The organism is Fortiea contorta PCC 7126, assembly GCF_000332295.1.
Taxonomy (GTDB): domain Bacteria; phylum Cyanobacteriota; class Cyanobacteriia; order Cyanobacteriales; family Nostocaceae; genus Fortiea; species Fortiea contorta.
Window position 1 is genome coordinate 434,053 of sequence record NZ_KB235931.1, and the last position, 24,157, is coordinate 458,209.

Here is a 24,157-nt window from a genome sequence, read left to right on the forward strand (position 1 = left end):
ACAAAAGTGGTTCAAACTAGTATTCATCCCAGTCTAAATCCGGCTCCCGATACAGAAGCGGGTTATGGACAAATGTTTGCGGTATTTTTACGCAGATTTCCTTGGTTCTTACTTGTATTTTTGACTTCCGTTACCTTTGCAGGTTTAATTACAACTAAGACCAAGCCTACCTACAAAAGTACAATGCAGCTGCTGGTAGAGCCTAACTATCAAGTGAAGCCAGGAACAGCTGAAGCAGGAAATCAGTTTACGGAAACTAATATTCAAATCGACGCGGGAACTCAACTGAACTTAATGCAGAGTTCTACGCTGATTCAGAAAGCGGTTGATAAACTCCGGCCAGAATATCCGGATATCACCATAGCTCAAATTAAAGGTGCTTTATCCTTAAATCAAATTAAAACCAAAGAAGATAACGTCGCTACTAAAATTTTCCAAGCGGAATTTACTGGTCACGACCCGGAGAAGACGCAAAAAGTTTTGGCGGCGATTCGAGAAGTGTATGTGGAATACAATAAACAGCAGCAAGATTCACGATTACAAAAAGGTCTGCAAGTAATTAGGGAGCAGTTAAGAAAAGCTAGTGATGAAGTTAATGCTTCCGAAACTAATTTGCAGAGGTTTCAGCGCAATCAGAATCTGATTGATCCGGATTCTCAAGCCAAAGCTTTAGAGACGGCTTTAAATAATATTGAACAAGAAAGACGAACAACGCGATCGCAATACGAAGAAGCCATAGCCCGTCAAAAATCACTACAAGAGCAGCTGAACCGTTCCCCACAAAACGCCCTCGTCGCTTCTCGTTTGAGTCAATCAACTCGCTACCAAGGGTTACTCAACGAAATCCAAAAAACAGAATTGGCTTTGGGACAAGAACGCTTGCGCTTCACCGACGAAACACCAAGCGTGCAAAAACTCAAAGACCAACTCGCAGGACAAAAGGAGTTATTGCAACAAGAAGTAGGTAGGACTCTCGGTGGTGAGTCTAATGACAATGTAGCCTTTGGAGAAACTCTCCTCGAACAAGGACAATTTGGTGAAATTGACCTCAATCTTGCCGGTCAATTAGTAGAAACCCAAACAACTATAGTTGCTCTCACCGCACGCGACCAAACTCTAGCTCAAAAAGAAAGCGAATTACGCTTTGAAATCAAACGTTTTCCACCTTTATTAGCCTATTACAATCGCATCCTCCCACAGTTAAAATTTAGCCGCGAAAGGTTAGAGCAACTGTTGCGAGCAGAGCAACAATTAAGGCAAGAATTATCCAAAGGCGGATTTAATTGGGAAGTTGTCGAAGAACCCCAAAGAGGTTTCTTGTTAGGCCCTAATCTCAAGCAGAACCTGCTCTTGGGTGCAGTGGTGGGATTAATGTTAGGAGGAATTGCGGCTTTTGTTCGTGAAGCTGCTGATGATGCTGTCCACACCACCGCTGAGTTAGAGAAACAAGCCGCATTACCGTTGTTAGGTACAACTCCCAAGTTACCACCAGCCAAGAGCAGAGAATCAATGATCAAGCTACCTTTTGGTAAGCCTGAAGTTTTGGCGCCTTGGACAGTTCAAGTATTGCAATCTCCGCCCCGGTGGGAATCGCTAGATTTGATTTATAAAAACATTGAACTGCTCCATTCAGTGGCTAATTTAAAATCTTTAATGATTACTTCTGCTCTACCTGATGAAAGTAAATCAGCTTTAGCATTAGGACTAGCAATGAGTGCTGCAAGGTTGCACAAAAGGGTACTTTTAATTGATGCGAATTTGCGTGAACCTAGTTTGCACAAACAATTAAATCTTCCCAATGAACAAGGGCTTTCTACTCTCTTGGCTAGTGATGCTACCCTACCGAATCAAATTAGTATTCAATATTCAGGTTCATCCTACATCGACATCATGACTGCAGGCCCCATACCTGCGGATGCGGCTAATCTTCTCAGTTCTCCCCGCATGATGCAGTTGATGGCCACATTTGAGGAGAATTATGATTTAGTTCTTGTAGACGCTTCATCAGTAATTGGTGTAGTTGATGCTATGCTGACTGCTTCGTCTTGTCGCAGTGTGCTTTTGGTAGCCAGTATTGGTAGAGTCACTCGCAGCCAGATTGCTCAAGCTACAGCTATGTTGAGCAAATTAAACCTGATTGGTGTAGTAGCAAATGGAGTATCAAACTCGCAAAGCACATATGTTCCCTATGTGAAACAGCAACGGTTAGCGCTACATCAAGCTATGGAAAAATAGCGCATTGTTATAGCGATTTCTTGAAGCAATGCGACAGATAAATCGGTGTAGAGGCGTTGTTTTTGCTTCGTCTCTACAGGATTTAAATGTATTATATCAAGTTAAATACTAACGATATTTGTAATAAATTAACCGATATTAATAGATTTTATTACAAGTAATCACTTGGGCGTTCAAGAATCAATATTAAAATATTTAAGCGAAAAATCAGAATGAATTTTCAGCAGCTTTAAATACATTTATTCACTTCAGCTTAATAATTTACACTTAAACTTATCAAGTATTTAAAGAGTGAATAAAGAATCAGTTTTATTAATAGTTATTGCTCAAAAATTTTATACCCTAGATTCAGAGCAATAATCTACCAACCTATAAATTCAAAAGCATATGACTATCTCCATAATTCCTAGCCTGGAACATTACTATAACGGGAACGAGCTAAATCAAGAAAATCAGTCCGCTTATTGCACACTCAAGTGGCGACGGGGACAGCTATTAGTCAAGTCAATTAAACAAGTTAATCAGCCTGATATACCTGCTTTGCATGACGAAAAATCTTTAGTAGAGTGTTTAAAACATTCCCCAGTCAGCTTAGTGAGAATTGATCCTAAATTGGGTGAGACGCGACTGAAATTTTGGGCTGTGGCTTGTGAACAAGCTCATAAGCCTATATTTTTATGTATACCTTCTTCTCAGAAAAATTCTCAACCAATCAGCTTAGTTGCATGGTGGTTGAAGCGAATTTTTGATTGGATTTTAGCTTTAGTATTGCTGCTAGTAATGACTCCAGTTATCATAGGATCAATTTTGCTGCTGCGGGTTGATTCACCAGGGTCAAGTTTTTCTCATGAATGGCACGTAGGGGAAAGAGGAAAACTATTCCGCGCTATCAAGTTTCGCACTCACAATATGACTTTCATAGAGCGTTGGCTTTGTAAGCGTAGATTGCACAATTTGCCTCAATTATTAAATGTATTACGCGGTGAGATGAGATTGTTTAGCTCTCATTGCTGGACTTTAGAAGATGCAGTGCGGTTGAGTTTAGTAGCACAAAAGCAGCTAAATGAATTACCTGGAATTAAAAGCGGTTGGGAAATTGATTCAGAGTCGCAGTTGTTCCATTTAGATGGACAAGTGATGTAATGATTTCTAGACTATAGCTAGTTAAATAGTCTAGCGGGGATAATAGCTGAAAAATGTACATGCCAATTTAGCCAAGCTATTATCCTATTTGGAATATGGCAAATAAATAACCGACATCATAGCAGTCTAGACCACACATTTATTGTTAGGAAATATCCATGCATTTGAACTTTTATGAATTACTAAAAAACCTAGTGAAGGCGACTAGCTTTTGGCAAGACAAGTATTTAATATTACGAGAATTTAAGCATTTTCGGAAAATTGCTGTTTTGGCAGTGATTTTTTCTTTTTTAGCTGCGACTTTTGAGGGTGTGAGTATTGGTTTTTTGTTGTCTTTTTTGCAAAGCTTGACCAGTCCTAATGCTGAACCGATGCAGACGGGTATTGAATGGTTTGATATCCATATTTTGGGGATTAAAACATCGGCAATTAGTCGGTTATATCGCGTATCACTGCTAATTTTATTTAGTACTTGGATGCGAGCAACTTTCAATTATTTTGGGACAGTGTATACGGAAATATCTCAACAACATTTGAGCGATCGCCTGCGGAAACAAATTTTTGAAAAGTTACAATCTCTACCATTAAGCTACTTTGCTAAAATTCGTTCTGGCGAATTGATTAATACTATTACCACAGAAATTGAAAGAATTAAACAGGGTTTTAGTGCGGGAGCATTTTTGTTGACTAGAGGAATGACAACTCTTGTCTATTTAATTTCTATGTTTATGCTTTCTTGGCAACTGACTTTGGTGTCAGTCATGTTATTTTCCCTTTTAGGTGTGGGACTATCAAATCTCAATGCGAGAGTACGAGAATCTAGCTTTGGTCTATCAATTGCTAACGGTAATTTTACCTCAACAGCCATAGAATTTATTAATGGAATTAGGACTGTAAATGCTTTCGGTACTCAAGAATTTGAACGGCGGCGCTATTACCAAGCTAGCGATGCAGTGGTGAGCACTTCCACAAAAGTGATATATATTTGGACATTGGTAAGACCAATTGCCGAAGGTGTGGCTACTACAGTTTTGGTAGGGATGATTATTTTATCATTCACTATCTTTGTTGGTAAGGGAGGACTAGAAGTTGCTTCTTTATTAACCTTTTTCTTTGTGTTATTTCGCCTTGTACCCTTTGTGCAAGATATTAATAGCACTAGGTCATTTATTAGCACTCTGCAAGGCTCGGCTGAGAATATCAAAAAGCTTTTAATAACTGATGAAAACAGTTATTTCCAAAATGGAAAAATTAAGTTTTTGGGTTTAAAAAATTCAGTAAATTTAGTCTCTGTTGATTTTGGTTATGATACCAGTAATCTAGTTTTGCATAACATTACATTAACCATCGAAAAAGGCAAAACAACCGCACTAGTGGGAGGTTCTGGCGCTGGGAAAACAACTTTAGCTGATTTAATTCCCCGCTTTTATGATGTGACAGAAGGTAATATTTATATTGATGAAATTGATGTCAAAAAATTTGACATTAATTCGCTCCGCCGCAACATAGCTGTAGTGAGTCAAGATACATTTATTTTCAATACTTCTGTTGCTGAAAATATTGCTTATGGTACACCAGAAGCCAGTGTCAGAGAAATTCATGAAGCTGCGAGACTAGCGAATGCACTGGAATTTATTTTAGAAATGCCTGAAGGTTTTGACACACAATTAGGAGAGAGGGGTGTGAGACTATCAGGAGGACAAAGACAGCGGATTGCGATCGCCCGCGCTTTGTTGCGGAACCCAGAAATTTTGATTTTAGATGAAGCTACCAGCGCCTTAGATTCGGTGACAGAGCGCTTAATTCAAGAGTCTTTAGAACAGATTGCTGTCGGGAGAACCGTAATTGCGATCGCCCACCGACTTTCCACAATTATCAAAGCCGATAAAGTTGTGGTGCTCGAACAGGGACGGATAGTAGAGCAAGGTAAATATCAAGAATTGCTGCAGCTACGCGGTAAATTTTGGGAATATCACCAGATGCAAAATCAATTAGGTCAAGCAAATTAGACCGAAAACATTATTTTATTCTCCAGATTAATCAGGAAAAAACGATGGTTAATATAGGCTACCATACTGCTAAACTACAAGGGCAATTTATCCGCTCAGTTTATACCAAAGCAATCAATCAAATTGTCGATTTTCCTATTAGACAAACTGACAGAGCTAACATCATTGTCTATTCTTTTTCTTGTGAGCGTGACTTGGCTATTCAAGTGGCAAATATTCGCTCATTTATTCGCCATGTGGGTATTCCTCAAACATTCACCGTCATCTCTGATGGTAGTTATTCATTAGCAGCATCCCGTTTATTATGTCGCATTCATCCTTGTGTGGATGTGATTGAATGGAAAGATTTATTACAAGGCGAAATTCCCCAACATGTTTTTGATTATGCACTGCATCATCCTACTCCTTCCATTCGGGCATTTTGGCGAAGATTAGCGGTACTTAGTTCCATGTCCATAGAGCAGCCAATAGTTTACACCGACGCGGATATTTTGTTTTTTCCTGGGGCTAAAGAAATTATTAATCTGTGTAATTCAGAAGATACTTTCGCTTGGTATTTACCTGATTGTCAAGCTTCTCTAGATGAGCGGATTATTTTAGCTGAATCTGAAAAAATAAATCCAGTTAATGCGGGCTTTTTCTTATTGAAAAAACAAGTTGATTGGACAATCCCCTTAGAACGGGTTGCAAAGTTTGTCGATACACCACAATACTTTACAGAGCAAACTGTCGTGCATTTAGCTATGCATAATGCCCAAGCAAAACCACTAGATAGCGATAAATTTATTCTGGAAAATGATGACCAATTTATGTATGGAGATAACTACAATAAGAATCATATTGCTATGAGGCATTATGTCAATGATGTGAGACATAAATTTTGGTTTAATCTGGGTATTTAAGTTTGTTTTCAAGGAAAAATGAGTTATACAGTAGTTGACCAAAAAATGATTCATCACTGCTCCGCTGTTAATCTTAGTGGGGGTGGCGGTATTGAAACTTATATTGCTGCTTTGGTAAATTCTCAGATTCCTGGGGTGAGTAATCAAACTATTACCAACCTCAAAAATGTTGAACAGCATCAGTTTAAATTGCTGCATGTTCATGATTTGAATATGTTAGCGGATATTCGAGAAGAATGCCCGACAATATTCACTCTGCATAATCATTCTAGCTACTGTCCTAGTGGTACAAAATATCTAGGCGCGCAGCAAAAAATCTGCGCTCGCTCGATGCATTTTTTAGGTTGTGCTTGGGGACATTTAGTCGATGGTTGTGGTAGTCGTCAGCCACAAAAAATCCTACAAGATTGGTGGAATGCTGACACTCCTTTGCAAGTATTTAAAAACCTGATAATTCCCATAATTGCTAACAGTGATTATGTTCGTCAGCAAATTATAAATATGGGAATATCTCCCGCAAGAGTGGTAACACTGCGCTGTGGAGTTCAAGAACCTGTAGGTAATTTTGCTCCTTTGAGTCGAGAAATACATCAATCGCAACGCATTTTATTTGCTGGTCGGATTGTCCCTTATAAAGGGGTGGAATTGTTAATTAAAGCAATGCTAAAAACTGACCACCAAGTCCATCTTGATATCGCTGGTGATGGTTGGGATCAGCCGAGAATGGAAAAATTAGCTCAACAGATGGGATTAAGCGATCGCATTACATGGCATGGTTGGTGTAGTGGTGAAAAATTAGAAGCACTTTATCAACAATGCTTTGCGGTAGTTTTTCCTAGTCTCTGGCCTGAACCTGCGGGGCTGGTAACTCTCGAAGCTTATGGGCGTTATCGACCGATAATTGCAACTGCAGTTGGCGGAATTCCTGAACATGTACAAGATAGCGAAACAGGAATTCTGGTGACACCAAATCATACACAACAGTTAGCTGAAGCCATCAATCAACTCGCCCATAACTATCAAAAAAGCCGACTCATGGGCGAAAAAGGTCAGGCTTGGTTTCAGCAAGAATTTACTATTGATGTTCACAGACAACGGCTAGAAAATATTTACGAAAAAACTATTGCTGAGTTTCACAAATGAATAATCAAATCCCCAAAATTGTTGTTATTACTCCTGTTAAAAACGAAGCCTGGATTTTAGAAAGGTTTTTATCTGTTACCAGTCAATTTGCTGATTACATCATCATCGCCGATCAAAATTCCACTGATGAAAGTCAGGCTATTTGTAAAAATTATCCTCAAGTGATTCTGATTGAAAATAAATCTGAGAAATTTAACGAAGCCGATCGACAATTATTATTAATAAAAACTGCTAGAGAATTAATATCTGAACACAAAATTATCCTGGCTTTAGATGCTGATGAAATTCTCGCTGCTAACGCCATGAAAACCCAAAGTTGGCGAACCATGCTCACAGCCAAACCAGGGACCATTTTATATTTTGAAAAGCCAGATTTATTTGACACCACCCATCAATGTATTAGGACTGGAATTCTTACGCCTCTTGGCTATGTTGATGATGGCGCTCCTCATCAACCAAAATCTATCCATAGTGTGAGAATTCCTACGCCTGAATATGCTAGAAAACTGCATATCCATGATATAAAAATTCTGCATTATGGTTTAACTCGCTTGGATGCTCACGCTGCTAAACTACGAATGTATAGCGTGATTGAAAATGTTTTGGGCGTGGGAAATGCAATTGGTAGGCGTTCTCGCTATCCAGCAAAACCAAATTATTTACAGCTTGGTGCTGTAGAAAATGCTCCTCATGAATGGTTTTTTGATTGGGAGCAACAAGGAATTGATATGCATACAATTATCAAGCAAAAATATTATCCTTATGATTTGGAAATTCTCCATTATTTTCATAAATATGGTGTGAATCGCTTTATAACTGAAGATATTTGGAATTTTGATTGGGAAGCTTGTCGCCAATATGCTAAATCCCAGGGAATGAGCAATATACCTGATGAGAAAATTCCCCAGACATCTAAATTTTTGCAGATGGCAAATAAGCTGACAACTAAATTATATAGTCACACTAGAACGTTGTTGAATTAATAGTAATGAAAGGGAACAGGGAACAGTGATAACCAAGCCGCTTACAAGGAGCGAGATTTTAAACCTTTATTTGTTTGTAAATAATGATGAATGACGAGCAAAAATTAAATCAATCTCTAGTCAGTGTAATTATCCCCACCTATAATCGACCAGAGTATCTTCAACAAGCGATCGCTAGTGCTGTTAACCAAACATATCAAAATATTGAGATTATTGTTTCTGACAATTGCAGCACAGATAATACTCAAGAAATAGTGGAATCTTTCGCTGATTTTCGCATCAAGTTTTGGCGACAACCACGCAACCTGGGGATGTTTGCTAATCAGATGGAAGCCTTGAAAATGGCACAAGGAAAATATGTTGCTAGCCTCCATGATGATGATATGTGGAATCAGGATTTTCTCGCCAAACTTGTCCCAAATCTAGAAGCAAATCCCCAATTAATTCTAGCTTTTTGTGACCAATATATTATCGATACTCAATCCCAAATAAATTACCCAGAAACTGAAAAAAATACCCGCGCTTTTAAGCGAGATCAACTTAAGCCAGGAGTTCATCAAAACTTCTGCAAAATAGGTTTAATAGATAAAAGTATCCCCACCGCAGCAGCTTGTATAATTCGTAATCATCTCATCGATTGGGATAAAATTCCCGCTGAAGTTGGGGGAATGTGGGACTTATATTTAACCTATCTTTGCTGTATATCAGGTTATGAAGCTTATTATTATCCAGAAAAATTAACGCAATATCGCACCCATGAGCAAACTGAAACTATGCTGGAGGGGAGACGAAACAGCCTAAAAAGCTTGGTGTATAAGATGGGTAGCGTTTTGTGATAGAAAAAGGTAGGTCTAGTTTTGTCAATAAGACCTACTTAATGATAATGTTAGCTATATTGTACCAAAAGCACTTAAAAAGTCAATTGAGTTTAGCAGAATATCTGTTGCTAAAAATTTTGATACATCTGTTGCAGTCAATCAAAGAAGTAACTTTAGAAAAATTAGCGAATGCGCTACCTTTGGGAATTAAATTTGAAAGCAGAAGAAAAAGAATACAAAGATTTTTATCATTACCAAATCTCACAATTGAAAAAGTTTGGTTGCCAATTATTCAAGAACTAATAGCAAACTACTTCCAGAATGAAAAAATTATTTATATAGCAATTGATAGGACTAATTGGAGTCGGATAAACTTATTAATGGTCAGCGTGATTTGGGATAAAAGAGCCATACCAATATATTTTAGTTTGCTGCCCAAATTAGGTAGTAGTAATCTCACGGAACAGCAGAAAATATTATCGCCAGTTATAGCAATATTGAAAGATTATAAAATCTGTGTGTTGGGGGATAGAGAATTTTGCTCGGTAAAACTAGCAAAGTACCTTCAGAGCAAGGATGTATATTTTTGTTTGCGATTGAAAAAGAATGAATTTGTAGAAATTAAACAAGATATGTTTATGGAGTTAAGCAGTTTAGGATTAACTCCTGGAGTATCTTTTTTTATCAAGGGAGTTAAGGTAACAAAGACTCAGGGTTTTATCAGTTTTAATGTGGCTGGTAAGTGGCAACGTAAAATTAACGGAGTAGCACCCAAAGAAGCATGGTTTATTTTAACAAATTTTGACACCCTAGAGTCAGCAATTGCTGCTTACAAAAAGCGATTTGATATTGAAGAAATGTTTAGAGATTTCAAAACAGGTGGCTATAACTTAGAAAACACTAATGTTCAAGGTGAACGTTTTATTTCTCTAGTTTTGTTGATAGCGATCGCTTACACCTCTGCAACAATTAATGGTCAACTTATTAAACGCAAAGGAATCCAAAAATATATAGCTCGGATTAAAGAAAGGAGTCGTTCTCAACGGAGACACAGTAGTTTTTATATCGGCTTATATGGTCAAACATGGGTACATTTCAAGGATAGCTGTATTGATTTAGTCACACAATTAATGAGAATTAATCGTAATAAGTGGAAGCATTATCAACAAGGTTTAAGAGCCATGAAGCTTATTGAATCTATATTGTAGCTTATTTCGTCTCCCCTTCAGGAAACTATGCTCAGTGGTGGTAGAGATGCACAGGCGAAAATTCGTAAAGCTAAAAACGAATTATTTTGCTATCAAATCTTCAGAGAAAATCCTCATCTCCAAGAATTTCAGCAGCACTTTTATCGTCAATGGTTAGAAGCAAATACCACCCTAGGAATAGGCTTACTGCGGAGTGGACAAATAACTGCAGCCCGTCCTTATCTCTGGCGCGCATTAACTCAACAAAAATTCAATCTCCGCACCATAGCAGCATTAATTCTCAGCTTCATTCCCCAACCATTAGCTAAACAATTGCTACGCACTGACTCCTCTGCGTGAGAGAAAAAATTATATTTAAAAACCCCAAATAACTTATGAAACTCTGTATAGTAACCCATAGAATTAAAAAAGGTGATGGACAAGGAAGAGTAAACTACGAAGTTGTGAAAGAAGTAATTCGCCGAGGACATCAACTAACATTATTAGCCACTGAAGTAGCCCCAGAAGTTACAGAGTGTCCGCTAGTTAGTTGGGTGAAAATTTCCACAGAAAATCTTCCCTTGGAACTGATGCGGAATTTTGTTTTCGCTAAAAAAAGCGCAAATTGGTTACACAAAAACCGTGCTGATATTGATTTTCTTAAAGTCAATGGTGCAATTACTACGACTTGTGCAGATGTCAATGCAGTGCATTTTGTCCACAGTTCATGGTTGCGATCGCCTGCTCACATTTCCCGTACCCGGCGCGATATTTATGGTTTTTACCAATGGCTGTATACAGCATTAAACGCCTACTGGGAAAAATACGCTTTTCAAAAAGCGCGAGTTGTGGTAGCAGTATCAGAAAAAGTCGCCCAGGAACTAGTTAATATCGGCGTTCAGCGCGATCGCATTCGCGTGATTGTCAACGGCGTAGACTTGGTAGAATTTTCACCGGGAATTAGCGATCGCCAAAAATTAGGTCTACCCGCAGATGTAACTTTAGCACTTTTTGCTGGCGACATCCGTACATCCCGGAAGAATTTAGATACAGTTCTCCAAGCTTTGGTACAAGTTCCCGATTTACATCTGGCGGTTGTCGGTGGGATTACAGATAGCCCTTTTCCAAAGTTAGCAGCCTCTTTAGGATTAAGCGATCGCGTGCATTTTCTCGGTTATCGACGCGATATCGCCGAGATTATGCGGAGTGCAGATGTATTCGTTTTTCCTTCTCGTTACGAAGCCTGCACTTTGGTATTATTAGAAGCTCTCGCCTCTGGATTACCCGTAATTACCGCCACCACCACTGGGGGTGCAGAATTAGTCACACCTGAGTGTGGATTGGTTTTGCCCAATTCTGATGATATTGCGGCTCTAGCAGACGCCATGAAATTGATAGTGACTGATTATACTTTAAGACAAACAATGGCCAAAGCAGCCAGAGCGATCGCTGAACAACACAGCTGGGCGACTATGGCGCAAACCTATGTAGATATCTTTGAAGAGTTAAACGAGCATGAAGAACACAGTTCTAATACCCACCTATCGCCGTCCGCAGGATCTGTCACGCTGCCTTTTGGCGCTGCAGGTGCAAACTAAACCAGTTGATCAAATAATAGTGGTTATCCGCGATACAGACAAGGAAACTTGGCAATTTCTCGCAGAATTCCCCGCCCACAACCTACCCATCCAGACACTCACCGTCACATCACCAGGGGTGGTAGCAGCGCTCAACACCGGACTAGCAGCGGTAACAGGCGACATAGTTTCCATTACCGATGACGATGCGGCGCCCCACCCAGACTGGATAGAAAAGCTGAATACTCACTTTATGGCTGATAGTTGCATTGGCGCCGTTGGCGGTCGTGATTGGGTACACCAAAATAATAAACTAGAAGATGGTTCCCAGGCGATCGTGGGAAAGTTGCAATGGTTTGGGCGCGTGATCGGAAATCATCATTTAGGAGTCGGACAAGCCCGCGAAGTTGATGTCCTCAAAGGCGTCAATATGAGTTTTCGACAAATAGCAATCAAACAAATGCACTTCGATCAAAGAATGCGAGGAACTGGCGCCCAAGTACACTTTGAAATGGCATTTACCCTAGCTCTAAAACGAGTCGGTTGGAAGATAATTTACGACCCGCAAGTAGCAGTAAATCACTATCCAGCCCAACGTTTTGATGAAGATCAGCGCCATAATTTTAATGAGATTGCCTTTATAAATTTAGTCCATAATGAAACACTAGCTCTATTAAATTATCTCTCACCTCTGCGACAATTTATATTTTTATTTTGGGCAATTTTAGTTGGTACAAGAGATAGTTTAGGTTTTATTCAATGGCTCAGACTTTTACCCAGCCAAGGTCAATTAGCAGGTAAAAAGTGGTTAGCATCTTTACGTGGACGTTGGCAAGGATGGCAAACATATCAACAATGTAGAATAGAACCTTAGAGAATATAGTCAATATGTAGAGACGCAAAATTTTGCGTCTCCATCAATTATTTACATCCCCCGATTTAAAAGTGACAGCAAAACAAATACTTTTTAATAGTTTCCTTCAAGAAAATTTTTCTCCCCAAGAACGAGCCGCCCAAGCTTGGACGGTAATCTTGAGCTTTATATTCCTAATTATAGGCTGCTATTTTGCTGGTGCTGGCGCTATTTTGCGCCTAGCTTATCCAGTAATGACACTGCTGGTCGGGTTATTTCTTTATTTACGACAACCCATTTTTTATATCAGTTTTACTTGGTGGATTTGGTTTCTCACGCCGTTACTTTGTCGCTTAATTGACTATAGATTTGGTTGGGACGCCACCCGTCAAATGCTGATAGCACCCTATTTAGTTGTATTCGTTACCATAGCTACTTTCATTAAATATCTTCCTAGCGCCATAAGTCAGGGAGGATTACCATTTGTTTTAGCGGCTGCAGGGGTGTTTTATGGTTTTTTGATTGGTCTAGTTTATAATGCACCAATCCCTGTAGCACGGGGTTTTTTAGATTGGTTGAGTCCGATTATTTTTGCCTTTCATTTATATACAAACTGGCGGGATTATCCCAGCTATCGCGAGAATATCCAGCGGACATTTCTCTGGTGTATATTAATCACGGGAGCTTATGGTATTTATCAATTTGTGGTAGCTCCTGAATGGGATAGATTTTGGCTAATTGAATCAAAAATGTTTACTAGTTCTGGCGACCCAGTACCTTTTGGGATGCGTGTGTGGAGCACTATGCACTCAGTTGGGCCGTTTGCTTCTGTGATGCAAACTGGTCTGTTGTTATTATTTACTAGTTCTGGTCCTTTAATTTTTCCAGCGTCGGCTGTTGGTTATTTGTCGTTTTTATTAACACAAGCGCGGACTAACTGGGGAGGTTGGTTATTAGGAATAGTCATGATTATGGGTTCAGTTAAGCCGCGAATTCAAATGCGCTTAATTACCATAATTTTAGTGATGGCGATGTGTATTGTGCCATTAACAACTATTGAGCCGATATCAAAAGTGGTGACTGAGCGGTTTGAAACTTTTGGTAATCTGCAAGAAGATACTAGCTTTAAAGACCGCTCTGGTAGCTATGATCGCAACCTCAGTTTAGCGCTTTCTAATGTGATGGGTAACGGGTTAGGAAATATTTGGAAGGTTAATGAAAAAACGGGTCAAATAGAAGTTGTGGTGATTGACAGCGGTATTTTAGATATGTTTTTCACCTTGGGTTGGTTGGGCGCTATTCCTTATGTGGGTGGCTTAATTTTGATATTAGTAAATGTTAGTAAATATAATGAGGCTCGATTTGATAGCTTTGTCAGTGCAGCCCGCGCTATCGGCATAACTTCTTGCACTCAGTTAATTATTAGTAGTGGGATGTTGAGTGTAGCGGGAATGATTCTTTGGGGATTTTTAGCTATGACTATGGCTGCACATAAATATTATCAGCATCAAGGAATTAAGTAGGTTGGGGAGGTGTGGGGAGATGGGGAGATGGGGAGATGGGGAGGTGGGGGAAGCTTTGGGTTCTGAGCACGATGTTTTACAGAGGCGATCGCACTTTCCAAACTGTATGAAGATACGCCTAATTACTTTGAGACATAGCGAACTATCTTTAAAAACCTCAGCGTACCTCTGTCTTGAAAAGTTTGCTCAACGGGGGGAACCCCCCTTCGGGTTCACCACTTTGCTTATGCCGGGAAACCCGTCCACCGCAAGTGGTTCACCGCACGCAACTTTTCGCTGCGTTAAAAAAAAATTAGTATTTGGCGCAGCCTCACAAAGAGCGTAAATTCTTTTGATTAAACTTGAATCGCTCCCAATGCTTTGAGGCTCATTTTTTGTCCTTCAGAAATCCCCGTCACCCCAGTAATATCGATGCCTTCGTAGGGAAAATGCCTACTTAAGGTTTGCACAGTTTCACCTATTTGTACATCCCAAATTTGAATCGGTTGTTCTAGAAAAGCGATCGCCAATCTCGTAGGATGCGTTAGCGTCAGCGTAACGCATCCTACAAGTGGTTTTGTGATCACCGTTTGGGTGGAGTAGGGGTCAAGCAATTTTGCAATTAACAGTATGAGTGCGATCGCTGATTTCAATTACTTGCAAAGAAATTTAGCTATTACCCTCATTAAAAGTCGGGCACAATTAGCACATTTGCTTGTAGCAGCACCCTTCGTTCTTCCACACGTTCCGGACGATTCATCTGTAACAATCGCACCGTCACCCGTGCGATCGCAGTCAACGGGAGAATTTCACCATCTTTTAACTGAAAATGGTCGCACCAATGATCGTAACGAGGCTGATACAACCTGACAATTTCTCCATTGCTTGGATCGATAGATGTCAGGTCGCTGCCCTTATACTTATTGGAAATCGTACAGGCTAGTGCCAAATTAGTTTCGTCTGTTTGTCCGCCATGCTTTTGGGCAATTACATGATCGACTTCATGAGGCGCAAGAACCGCAATTTCAGGCATTAAGCAATACTCACAAGCACGATTAGCGCGTTCGCAAACTAAGCGTCTGAGCGCCGCAGATATATATGTCTTGGTCATCCTTTACAATGCCTTGAGATTGAGCAATGCTTTTGCCTTAGCCATCCGCACTAAATGTTCAACATATTCATATTGTTGCCAAGCTTGTTCTTCTTGGGTCGTTAATCCGACCTTCCTATTTTTTTCCAACAAACTGGCGATTTGCTGTTGTAACGCCTCAGACGGCTGCAATGCCAAAATTTCTTCTGAAGAGGGAAGATTTGCCAAAAACTCTAACACTTCTGCTAACCCAGAAAAACCAGATTGACCAATTGCGTTCCATTCTCGCAATCCTAATTCTAAAATCTGGGGCAACTGGTCTTGTAGTGGACTCAGCCGAAGTGCCAATTCATCGGGAATGTCAACTCTAATCTGCATGATATGGCGTTCAGGGCTTGTAGAAGATACTCCTGATCTTAGCCCATCTCACTGTTTCTCTGGGTTAAATTGGTGAAAGCGATCGCGCAGAGCGCCCGCTTCGCGATCGCCGTTTGGGTGGCGTAGGGGTCGAGCAGTTTTGTTATTAAACAGAATACATCCGCCAGTCACACAGAATTCTCCAATTGAATTCTGTGTGACTGGCGGATGAATAATCGGGTTTAAGACCCCCGCTAAATCTTCTCCCAAAGGGAGACGCACTCGCGTTCGATTTAGCGGTCTACAATCAGTGGCGGGTCTCTCTTACAAAGTTCTGATGCCTGTCTTGAAAAGTGACGCTCCTGCGTCGCTAACGCTTCGCTAACAGAGCGGCGGAAGCCGCCGCTCCGACTTTTCGCTGCGGCAAGCCGCAAAGCGTCTACGGAGGAGACCTCCGCTCAGACTTTGCGCTGAATCCCCGACTGATTGATTCTGAATTCTGAATTCTGAATTCTGGATTCTTCTTCAATAAAAGTATGATTGGCGATCGCTTTGCCAATTTTTTTCAGCCATCAAACTGGAAATGCCCAATCGCCTGTTTTACGTTTTTTGTCTGATGCAGATGAAAGTGCTGTTCTAGCATGGATTGCTAATGAAACCGCAGCAGAGAAAGCACCATACTGTTATCGGCAAAGCTATGGTCGAGGAGTTGGTACAGTTGTAACCGAGGCAGGGGCTAATCGCGTCCAAATTATAGATGCGATGATTCCGCACCATCAGGGAGCAGTGAAAATGGCGAATGTTGCACAGCAGAAATCGAAACGCCGGACACGGAATTGATGGTTGCTACAGCGACACCACAACCATGACTAAAAATACGACGTTGCATGAATGCGGAATGAATTGGCGGTTGAAACTATTAAAAATGCGTTCCCAATTAGGTGAGATTATCTCATGATATGGCTAACGCCAAGCTGCGCTAACAGCAACGCTAAAAATACTACACCCCTTCTAGAAAATAGCAGAGTGGTGAAAATGGTCTTGTAAAGACTATTTTCCAGCTTTGATAAATATGCCCCCTCCCCCCATTAGTGTTAAAGTATTACTATAAAAGACTTTTATAACTATGCCCCTTGATAAATGAATACCTTGACATTTTTCCGCAGCTTGAGAAATCCAATATTTGCAAGGCTGTACACTGCTCAAACCACTAGTTTATTGGGTGATGCGCTTACTTGGGTGGGTTTAGCACTTCTGGCCTTTGAGTTAGCTGGAAAGAATGCGGCGGTTTTGCTTTCAGTAGCTTTAACTCTGCGTGTCACTGCTTTTGTGTTGCTGTCTCCCCTTGCAGGTGCGATCGCAGACCGTCTTGATCGTAAAAAAATCATGGTTGTTACCCACACATTCAGAATGTTAATTGTGGGTCTGTTGCCTTTTGTAACGCAGATTTGGCAAGTTTACATATTGATATTTGCGCTGAACGTTTTTAATGCTTTTTTCACCCCAACTTACCAAGCCACAATTCCATTAGTGACGGGTGAGAATGACTATCCACAAGCCATTGCTCTTTCGGCCGCTACTTATCAATTACTTGGTGTACTTGGCCCTGGTATTGCTGGAAGTGTCGCCGCCTTCATCGGTGCAAGACAAGTTTTCTTTTTGGATGCTCTCAGTTTTGCGATCGCGGCAGTCTTAATCTTCACTCTACCTGGTCAGCTCGTCGTTGCACAAAGTCAACAGCCTTCCAGAACAACACGCCGAACATGGGGAGACATTAAAGACGGTACAACTCGCTTGCTTACAGATGCACCTATTCGTTACGCGCTAGCAATGCAGTTAGTCGCCTCAATTGCCGGAGCGCAAATCTTAGTCAATACTGTTGGCTATGTCCAAGGTACACTTAAGTTTGGAGAAGTGCAGTACGGCTGGGTGATGGCAGCTTTTGGGATTGGTGCAACCCTGTGTGCAGTTATTGTTGGTACGTTCAATAGAAGTTTGCCGCGTACAACGTTTGTTTTGATTGGTGCAACTTTGATCACCTTGGCTTTATTGCCTGCTAACTACGCAAATTTGACACCATTGATGCTTTTATGGGTGGTGGCGGGTGCAGGGCAAAGTTTAGTGAATTTACCCACCCAGACATTAATTGCAGACCGCATCCCATCTGGTGTACAAGGGCGAGTTTATGGCGCACACTTTGCCTGGAGTCATCTTTGGTGGGCAATCTCATACCCTCTTGCCGGTTGGTTGGGAAGTAACTTTGCTGAACGTGAGTTTCTTTACGGTAGCTTAGTAGGCTTGATGCTGCTAGTGGTAGTGCAAATTACCCTTTCACCTCAACTGCATGAACACGAACATCTCCACTATCCTAGTGTGCATGAACATAAACACATCCACGATGAACACCATCAGCATGATCACGATGAGGGGATGGCTATAGGCGAATCTCACAACCATCTTCACGAACACACGACGATTCTCTATCACACTCACCCTCACACTAGGGACATTCACCATCGCCATAGTCATTGAACTGTTGTTGATAATCTTTGCTAAAGAGATTATTTGATAATGGCAGCTTTCAACTACCTCACCAGGACTTACGCACTGAGGCTATCCTTTGAGGCTGGGTGAGGGTATAAGGGTTTTGAACACCAATACCCTTACACCCCCATACCCCTGCACCCTTACTCAAACCCTTGATTTTTCGTATTACTACGTAAGTCCTACTCACAACACTGACGATAACGTTGTTCGAGTTCTTCAACCTTCATGTGAGGTTGAATTTTTACAAGTTTCGGCATTGGCGATCGCACCTGGTAAACGCACACTTAGTTTATTAAACACTCTGAACTCATTAACTTCTTAGTAATCGCAATCCGCTCAACGTCACTAAAACTGTAGAGCCTTCATGTCCCAAAACACCAAGTGGCAGAGTCATATTGCCAGCAAAGTTGAGAGTTAGCAAAATTACCACAAAACTGAGGGCAAAAACAATATTTTGTTTGACAATGCTTTGAGAGCGACGACCCAGACGAATTGCGTGTTCTAATCGCTCCAATCGATCGGCCATTAATACAATATCTGCGGTTTCTAGTGCTACATCACTGCCTGCGGCTCCCATCGCAATTCCGACCGATGCCTGGGCTAAGGCGGGTGCATCATTGATACCATCCCCAACCATTGCTACAGTTTGGTATTGCTTTTGCAACTGTTGAATCACACCGACTTTATCTTCTGGCAAGAGTTCTGCGTAAACTTGGTCTACCCCAACCTGTTGAGCAATGCTGTGAGCAGTGCGCGAGTTATCCCCTGTCAGCATGACAATCCGTTCAATTCCCAGACGTTTCAACCGAGCGATCGCTTGGGCTGCCGAAGGTCGCACGGTATCGGCAACGGCAATGATGCCTAGAACCTCTCCCGCATAGGCAACCCATACTACTGTTTTTCCTTCTGCTTCCCACTGCTGGCTTTGCTCAGTCAATGCTCTTGAAACAAGCTCCGCTTGTGCCTGGACAAAAGTAGCTTTTCCAACCACTGCTATCTGATGATCAATTTTTCCAGTAATTCCTCGCCCGGCTTGCGCTTGACCGTTGACCGCTTCCACCCAGGTCAGATTCTGTTGACGAGCAGCCTGAACGATCGCTTCACCAATGGGATGCTCAGACAAACTCTCCAACGCCGCAGCCACTTGAAGCAGTTGGTCAGTGGATTGCTGGGTTGCCATAACATCAACCACCATGAGCTTACCCATTGTCAGCGTTCCGGTTTTATCAAAGGCGATCGCCCTCACTTGCCCGATCCGTTCCAATTGCGCCCCATTTTTGAACAAAATTCCATGCCGCGCCCCATTGGCAATCCCCGATAGCAGAGTTGGCATAATAGATGCCATCAGCGCACAGGGCGAAGCAACGACAAGAAAAATTAAGGCCCGATAAATCGTATCTTCCCAGTTCCAGCCCAATAGGAAAGGAGGCAAAGTTCCTAGCAAGATACCTGCAATGACAATAACCTTCGCATAGCCTCGCTCAAATCGTTCAATAAACTGCTGAGAAGGCGGCGCTTCATTTTGGGCTTGCTGAACGAGACGGATGACTCGCTGAATCAAGCTACTTTCGGGCGGTTGATGAATCTTGAGCCGCAGCGCACCACTGCCATTGATCGTGCCTGCAAAAACTTCATCACCAACGGTTTTCTCTACAGGAATCGATTCTCCTGTGATTGAAGCCTGGTTCAACGTACTGAATCCTTCCATCACCAAACCATCGGTCGGCACTAATTCTCCCGGTTTGACCAAGACTTGATCGCCTATCTTTAGCTCAGAAATCGGTATAGTTTGTTCCTGCCCGTTCCGCATCACTCGCGCTGTATCGGTGGTTAAACTCATCAACCCCTGAATACTCCGCTCCGTTCGCTGCATGGCATATCCTTCAAGTGCGCCACTAATCGCAAAAATCAGGATGAGGACAGCACCATCCACAATCATGTAATATTCCCGCCGCCATAGCCCCAGACCTGCGGCTCCCAGGGCTGCCACAATCATCAGCAAGTCTACATCGAGTTCTTTTTCTTTAAATAGGGTTGTCAAGCCTTCACGCGCACTCTCAAACCCACCAATCACGTAAGCAGCGGTCAGAATGAAGAGGGCGGCTCCAATCCAGCCAAAGTTGAGCATTTGCCAGCCCAGGAAAACCAGAACTGCACAAGAGATCGCCGCGACTGCATCGGGGTGTTCCTTCAGGGGGTTGAGAAAGCGAAGGCGGAAAGGGGAAGCAGAAACCATTTCTGAAAACGTCCAAATTGATATCCTTCCACCTTACACATTGACATTGGTGTCAATGTCAATGTTTCGAGTAAACTAAGAGCATGAAGACTGAACATCTGACGATTAAAGAATTGACGGATACGGTTGGGGGTGGCGTTACCCCTCGGATGGTGCGGCACTATCATATGCTAGGGTTGCTACCACCCGTAAAACGTTCAGAAGGCAACTACCGCCTTTACACCCAGCAAGATGTACAACGGCTGCAACGGGTAATAGCACTGAAACAACAAGGGTTTCAGTTGTCCCATATTCGCCAGCTATTAGACAGCCATTCAGAGGAAACGATTGATCCGACTTTGATGGCTCAATTGCAGCAGCAATATCGTTCCGTTATTCAGCAGATTACCCGGTTGCGCCAAACCGCATCCGCATTGGAGGGATTGCTGGGGCAAGATCGTGATTGTCAGATTACGCAAGCCGAAGCTCTGGCACAACTAAAGCAATTGGAAGTTGATGCTCAGGAGGGTTTGGGTAAGCTAGATCAACTTTGGATAAACTTGGATGCGGAGACAACCACCCACCCCGAAGCGTTTCAAGAATCTTTGCAGCGGCTGCTCCCCGATTTATCTCACTATTCTGAAATCACGGTACATTTGTTGCATCAACTTGTGCTGGCGTGTGGAGATGTCAGCTTAGTCAATTTCGTTCAATTGAGTCGAGATGCGATCTCTGCTGCATGGGATGCGCTCAAATTCGGGTGTTCTGTAGTGACAGATGTGCCAGCCGTAGCTGCCACGTTGGATCACACGCGGTTGGCTCATTTAGGATGTCCCGTTGAAGCACTGATTGATGATCCTCACATCACAGGGGCAAGTGAGGCAGAACAGGCATTTTGGGATCATCACCTCTGGCAGAAACGACTACAACAAATTCCAAAGGGGTGTGTACTCGTGATTGGATACGCCCCTTCGGTACTGCTCACTACCTGTCAGTTGATTGAGCAGCAGCAAATTCAACCAGCTTTTGTAATTGGAATGCCGATCGGATTTAGTCATGCCCCAGCAGCAAAGCGACGATTAATGGAAACACAAATTCCTTACATCACGATTCAAGGCAGTCTCGGTGGTGGACTTTTAGCTGCGATGACGTTAAACGCATTGGTTGAAACATTGATTGAAAAGCCAGATTGCCACTGCTATCTCACTCGTCCGTAGTATCAGAAAAATTTAGTATGAACAACAGAAATCATCCAATCATCTCCTCAAACCAATGAACATAAATAACACAACAGTTGGAGCAACTGCAAGCACTGCGGCAACCGTAAAAATTGCTCCAAATTGAGGTTTCTCGAAGTCGATAGAATTTCATTCTGATTTCATCGTCAAGTGTGATGATAATAAATGCAATTAATTGTGATTTAACAATTACAGCTTTCTCTTAGCACCGAATTGCCAGTCATCAACTCAAAGGTAACAGCAGTGACAACAAAAACTTTTCAAACCATCCCTCGTAATGTTTGGGTTTTGGGATTTGTCAGCTTGTTAACTGATATTAGTTCTGAGATGATTCATTCGGTGTTGCCGTTATTTTTAGTTTCGGCATTAGGAGCAAATTTGCTAACAGTTGGGTGGATTGAGGGAATTGCAGAATCAACTGCTTCTGTACTGAAAGTTTTTTCAGGAGCCTTAAGTGATTATTTAGGACAGCGTAAGAAATTAGCTGTTGTTGGTTATGGATTATCTACCTTAGTTAAACCCCTGTTCGCATTGGCAACAAGTCCTGCTTGGGTATTGATGGCTCGTTTTGGCGTTAGCGAAGCTCCTCCGTTAGGAGGCTCGCGTTGGTAAGGGAATTCGTGTAGCTCCCCGCGATGCAATAGTAGCAGATGTTACCGATAGCGCTAATCGTGGAGCCGCCTATGGTTTGCGGCAATCTTTAGACACCATCGGCGCATTTACTGGGCCACTACTTGCATTCATATTGATGTCTTTTTCAGGACAGAACTTTCGTCTAGTTTTCTGGTTAGCGCTGCTTCCCGGTATTTTAGCAGTAGCCCTTTTGGCAAATGGCGTGCGCGAAACTGACAATAGAAATAATCAAAGGCAGAATAATCCTCTACATTGGTCTGCTTTGCAAAGTTTGGGTAAAAGCTACTGGGTGCTAGTTGCGGTTGCACTACTATTTAATCTCGGTAACTCTAGCGATGCTTTTCTATTGCTGCAAGCACAGCAAGCTGGAGTATCCACCTCACTAGTACCACTCACCCTAGTTGTAATGAATATAGCTTACTCTCTCAGTGCTTATCCAGTAGGATTGCTATCTGACCGCATTGGTAGATTGGGGCTGCTAGTGGGTGGATATTGTGTGTATGCTTTAGCATATCTGGGTTTTGCATTTGTTGATGCTCCTTGGCAGGTGTGGGGACTGTTTGGGCTGTATGGGCTGCATCAGGGCATGAGTCAGGGCATATTGTTAGCACTGGTAGCAGATAGAGTTCCGTCTCATCTGCGGGGTACTGCTTTTGGGTTAGTTAATTTGGCTACTGGTGTAGCGCTCTTACCAGCCAGCCTGTTAGGAGGTGTTTTGTGGCAAACAATCAGTCCAAAAGCAACTTTCATCGCTGGAAGTATTTTCGCTTTGAGTGCGATCGCATTACTGCTGATATTTGAAGGCGAAAGACGGAAATCAGTAGGTAGAGATTAAAAATCTTCATTGCCAGCCATATCTTTTCAAGTTCTTGACTTTTTCTCCCTACGATGAGCCTGCAAGTTCAGACAACATACGGTAGTCCAGCAGCAAGTAGGAGCAATAATGAACAAAGTTGCAAAAGTCACAATTTTCTTTTGGATTATGAAGATCATTGCCACGACGCTGGGCGAGACGGCAGGTGACTTCATCTCAATGTCTCTGGGGCTTGGGTATTACGTAGCCTTTGCCGTAACTTTTGCCATTCTGGCTATTCTTCTGTTTTTTCAAATTCAATCGGACAGATATCGTCCAGCCCTTTACTGGGTGGCCATCATCGCAACAACCACAGCAGGAACTGAAGTTTCAGACCTGATGGATCGATCGCTTGGGCTAGGCTACGCAATGGGATCGCTGATCTTGGTAGCCTGTCTGTTGAGCGTTCTTGCCATCTGGTATTACCGGGATCGAGATTTGAGTGTTTATCCAATCGTGAGGAAAGACGCAGAGACAACGTATTGGCTGGCGATTGTGTTCTCCAACAGTTTGGGAACAGCCTTTGGTGATTTTCTGACAAGCAACTTAGGACTGAGCTATATCCAGGGCGCATTCGTGACAGCCAGCGTCATTGGTGTTGTCATCGCCCTTCACTACGTAACAAAGTTGAGCGATATTCTCCTATTCTGGCTCGCGTTCATCTTCACGCGCCCCTTCGGAGCCACCTTCGGAGATTTTCTGACCAAACCAGTCAAAGATGGCGGTCTATCACTGCCAAGGGGCTATGCTTCAGCGATCGCTTTTATCCTGCTGGCAGTTGTCCTCTTCTTTTCCGTGCGAAATGATAAAAAAGTGCGTTACCCAATTGAGTGATGCGTTTAAGCAGATAGATGACTATTTTTTGTTAAATA

At 42.1% G+C, this 24,157-nt stretch carries 19 protein-coding genes and 3 pseudogenes; 17 read left to right on the forward strand and 5 right to left on the reverse strand.

What is annotated here, in order from left to right; all coding sequences use genetic code 11:
• Positions 1-6 precede the first annotated feature (6 nt).
• From MIC7126_RS0126405 to MIC7126_RS0126460, 12 genes and pseudogenes are all read left to right on the forward strand, one after another.
• Positions 7-2,235: a GumC family protein gene (locus MIC7126_RS0126405; RefSeq protein ID WP_017656142.1), complete on the forward strand. Its 2,229-nt coding sequence runs from the start codon at positions 7-9 to the stop codon at positions 2,233-2,235.
• A gap of 387 nt (positions 2,236-2,622) precedes the next feature.
• Entirely contained in the window at positions 2,623-3,378 is a 756-nt protein-coding gene (hepC, locus tag MIC7126_RS0126410; protein WP_017656143.1) for a heterocyst development glycosyltransferase HepC, read from the forward strand.
• Between the two features lie 158 nt (positions 3,379-3,536).
• Positions 3,537-5,387, forward strand: a complete 1,851-nt coding sequence (gene hepA, locus MIC7126_RS0126415; protein ID WP_017656144.1) for a heterocyst formation ABC transporter subunit HepA — start codon at positions 3,537-3,539, stop codon at positions 5,385-5,387.
• A gap of 44 nt (positions 5,388-5,431) precedes the next feature.
• A complete protein-coding gene (locus MIC7126_RS0126420) occupies positions 5,432-6,289 on the forward strand; it encodes a hypothetical protein (protein ID WP_017656145.1) in 858 nt (285 codons plus the stop codon).
• An 18-nt stretch (positions 6,290-6,307) separates the two neighbouring features.
• Positions 6,308-7,432, forward strand: a complete 1,125-nt coding sequence (locus MIC7126_RS0126425) for a glycosyltransferase family 4 protein (protein ID WP_017656146.1) — start codon at positions 6,308-6,310, stop codon at positions 7,430-7,432.
• The gene (locus tag MIC7126_RS0126430; protein WP_017656147.1) at positions 7,429-8,415 is read left to right on the forward strand and encodes a glycosyltransferase family 2 protein; all 987 of its coding nucleotides are present in this window, start codon (positions 7,429-7,431) and stop codon (positions 8,413-8,415) included. The genes MIC7126_RS0126425 and MIC7126_RS0126430 overlap by 4 nt, the downstream gene beginning before the upstream one ends.
• An 86-nt stretch (positions 8,416-8,501) precedes the next feature.
• Positions 8,502-9,209: pseudogene (locus tag MIC7126_RS28470) on the forward strand (glycosyltransferase family 2 protein); the annotation flags it as partial.
• Between the two features lie 89 nt (positions 9,210-9,298).
• Positions 9,299-10,441, forward strand: coding sequence for an IS4 family transposase (locus MIC7126_RS0126440; RefSeq protein ID WP_017652111.1), 1,143 nt, complete (start codon positions 9,299-9,301; stop codon positions 10,439-10,441).
• A gap of 27 nt (positions 10,442-10,468) precedes the next feature.
• Positions 10,469-10,780, forward strand: coding sequence for a hypothetical protein (locus tag MIC7126_RS0126445; protein WP_017656149.1), 312 nt, complete (start codon positions 10,469-10,471; stop codon positions 10,778-10,780).
• Between the two features lie 35 nt (positions 10,781-10,815).
• Positions 10,816-12,018: a glycosyltransferase family 4 protein gene (locus tag MIC7126_RS0126450; protein ID WP_017656150.1), complete on the forward strand. Its 1,203-nt coding sequence runs from the start codon at positions 10,816-10,818 to the stop codon at positions 12,016-12,018.
• The gene (locus tag MIC7126_RS0126455; RefSeq protein ID WP_026100543.1) at positions 11,936-12,871 is read left to right on the forward strand and encodes a glycosyltransferase family 2 protein; all 936 of its coding nucleotides are present in this window, start codon (positions 11,936-11,938) and stop codon (positions 12,869-12,871) included. Before MIC7126_RS0126450 ends, MIC7126_RS0126455 begins: the two co-directional genes overlap by 83 nt.
• Positions 12,872-12,942: 71 nt before the next feature.
• Positions 12,943-14,373, forward strand: a complete 1,431-nt coding sequence (locus tag MIC7126_RS0126460) for a hypothetical protein (protein ID WP_026100544.1) — start codon at positions 12,943-12,945, stop codon at positions 14,371-14,373.
• 335 nt (positions 14,374-14,708) lie between these two features.
• Here MIC7126_RS0126460 and MIC7126_RS32140 read toward each other — a convergent pair whose 3' ends face one another.
• The 4 genes from MIC7126_RS32140 to MIC7126_RS0126485 are packed head-to-tail and all read right to left on the reverse strand — an operon-like array spanning position 14,709 to position 16,081.
• The gene (locus MIC7126_RS32140; RefSeq protein ID WP_238553721.1) at positions 14,709-15,005 is read right to left on the reverse strand and encodes a hypothetical protein; all 297 of its coding nucleotides are present in this window, start codon (positions 15,003-15,005) and stop codon (positions 14,709-14,711) included.
• 32 nt (positions 15,006-15,037) lie between these two features.
• A complete protein-coding gene (locus MIC7126_RS0126475; RefSeq protein ID WP_017656155.1) occupies positions 15,038-15,463 on the reverse strand; it encodes an HNH endonuclease in 426 nt (141 codons plus the stop codon).
• A 3-nt stretch (positions 15,464-15,466) separates the two neighbouring features.
• Complete coding sequence (locus MIC7126_RS0126480) at positions 15,467-15,820, reverse strand: hypothetical protein (RefSeq protein WP_017656156.1); 354 nt, start codon at positions 15,818-15,820, stop codon at positions 15,467-15,469.
• Between the two features lie 48 nt (positions 15,821-15,868).
• Positions 15,869-16,081: a hypothetical protein gene (locus MIC7126_RS0126485; protein WP_017656157.1), complete on the reverse strand. Its 213-nt coding sequence runs from the start codon at positions 16,079-16,081 to the stop codon at positions 15,869-15,871.
• 462 nt (positions 16,082-16,543) lie between these two features.
• Here MIC7126_RS0126485 and MIC7126_RS32145 point away from each other — a divergent pair.
• Together MIC7126_RS32145 and MIC7126_RS0126495 are read left to right on the forward strand one after the other, a co-directional pair.
• Positions 16,544-16,624, forward strand: a pseudogene (locus MIC7126_RS32145) (DUF305 domain-containing protein); the annotation flags it as partial.
• 315 nt (positions 16,625-16,939) lie between these two features.
• Positions 16,940-18,331 (forward strand): MFS transporter, encoded by a 1,392-nt coding sequence (locus MIC7126_RS0126495; protein ID WP_017656159.1) that lies wholly within the window; start codon positions 16,940-16,942, stop codon positions 18,329-18,331.
• Between the two features lie 325 nt (positions 18,332-18,656).
• On the opposite strand, the gene MIC7126_RS0126500 is transcribed toward MIC7126_RS0126495, so the two are convergent.
• Positions 18,657-20,582, reverse strand: coding sequence for a heavy metal translocating P-type ATPase (locus MIC7126_RS0126500; protein WP_017656160.1), 1,926 nt, complete (start codon positions 20,580-20,582; stop codon positions 18,657-18,659).
• An 83-nt stretch (positions 20,583-20,665) separates the two neighbouring features.
• On the opposite strand from MIC7126_RS0126500, the gene MIC7126_RS0126505 reads away from it, so the two are divergent.
• The 3 genes and pseudogenes from MIC7126_RS0126505 to MIC7126_RS0126515 all read left to right on the forward strand — a co-directional run bounded on the left by MIC7126_RS0126505 (position 20,666) and on the right by MIC7126_RS0126515 (position 24,119).
• Positions 20,666-21,778, forward strand: a complete 1,113-nt coding sequence (locus tag MIC7126_RS0126505) for a precorrin-8X methylmutase (RefSeq protein ID WP_017656161.1) — start codon at positions 20,666-20,668, stop codon at positions 21,776-21,778.
• A 264-nt stretch (positions 21,779-22,042) separates the two neighbouring features.
• Positions 22,043-23,267: pseudogene (locus MIC7126_RS28475) on the forward strand (MFS transporter).
• Between the two features lie 108 nt (positions 23,268-23,375).
• Positions 23,376-24,119 (forward strand): COG4705 family protein, encoded by a 744-nt coding sequence (locus MIC7126_RS0126515; protein ID WP_017656162.1) that lies wholly within the window; start codon positions 23,376-23,378, stop codon positions 24,117-24,119.
• Positions 24,120-24,157 lie beyond the last annotated feature (38 nt).

Coding starts and splice junctions, on each gene's coding strand:
- hepC (WP_017656143.1), top strand. CDS start 2,623: ATGACTATCTCCATAATTCCTAGCCTGGAACATTACTATAACGGGAAC.
- hepA (WP_017656144.1), top strand. CDS start 3,537: ATGCATTTGAACTTTTATGAATTACTAAAAAACCTAGTGAAGGCGACT.
- MIC7126_RS0126495 (WP_017656159.1), top strand. CDS start 16,940: ATGAATACCTTGACATTTTTCCGCAGCTTGAGAAATCCAATATTTGCA.
- MIC7126_RS0126425 (WP_017656146.1), top strand. CDS start 6,308: ATGAGTTATACAGTAGTTGACCAAAAAATGATTCATCACTGCTCCGCT.
- MIC7126_RS0126445 (WP_017656149.1), top strand. CDS start 10,469: ATGCTCAGTGGTGGTAGAGATGCACAGGCGAAAATTCGTAAAGCTAAA.
- MIC7126_RS0126480 (WP_017656156.1), bottom strand. CDS start 15,820: ATGCAGATTAGAGTTGACATTCCCGATGAATTGGCACTTCGGCTGAGT.
- MIC7126_RS0126420 (WP_017656145.1), top strand. CDS start 5,432: ATGGTTAATATAGGCTACCATACTGCTAAACTACAAGGGCAATTTATC.
- MIC7126_RS0126500 (WP_017656160.1), bottom strand. CDS start 20,582: ATGGTTTCTGCTTCCCCTTTCCGCCTTCGCTTTCTCAACCCCCTGAAG.
- MIC7126_RS0126505 (WP_017656161.1), top strand. CDS start 20,666: ATGAAGACTGAACATCTGACGATTAAAGAATTGACGGATACGGTTGGG.
- MIC7126_RS0126450 (WP_017656150.1), top strand. CDS start 10,816: ATGAAACTCTGTATAGTAACCCATAGAATTAAAAAAGGTGATGGACAA.
- MIC7126_RS0126515 (WP_017656162.1), top strand. CDS start 23,376: ATGAACAAAGTTGCAAAAGTCACAATTTTCTTTTGGATTATGAAGATC.
- MIC7126_RS0126440 (WP_017652111.1), top strand. CDS start 9,299: ATGTTAGCTATATTGTACCAAAAGCACTTAAAAAGTCAATTGAGTTTA.
- MIC7126_RS0126455 (WP_026100543.1), top strand. CDS start 11,936: ATGAAGAACACAGTTCTAATACCCACCTATCGCCGTCCGCAGGATCTG.
- MIC7126_RS0126430 (WP_017656147.1), top strand. CDS start 7,429: ATGAATAATCAAATCCCCAAAATTGTTGTTATTACTCCTGTTAAAAAC.
- MIC7126_RS0126475 (WP_017656155.1), bottom strand. CDS start 15,463: ATGACCAAGACATATATATCTGCGGCGCTCAGACGCTTAGTTTGCGAA.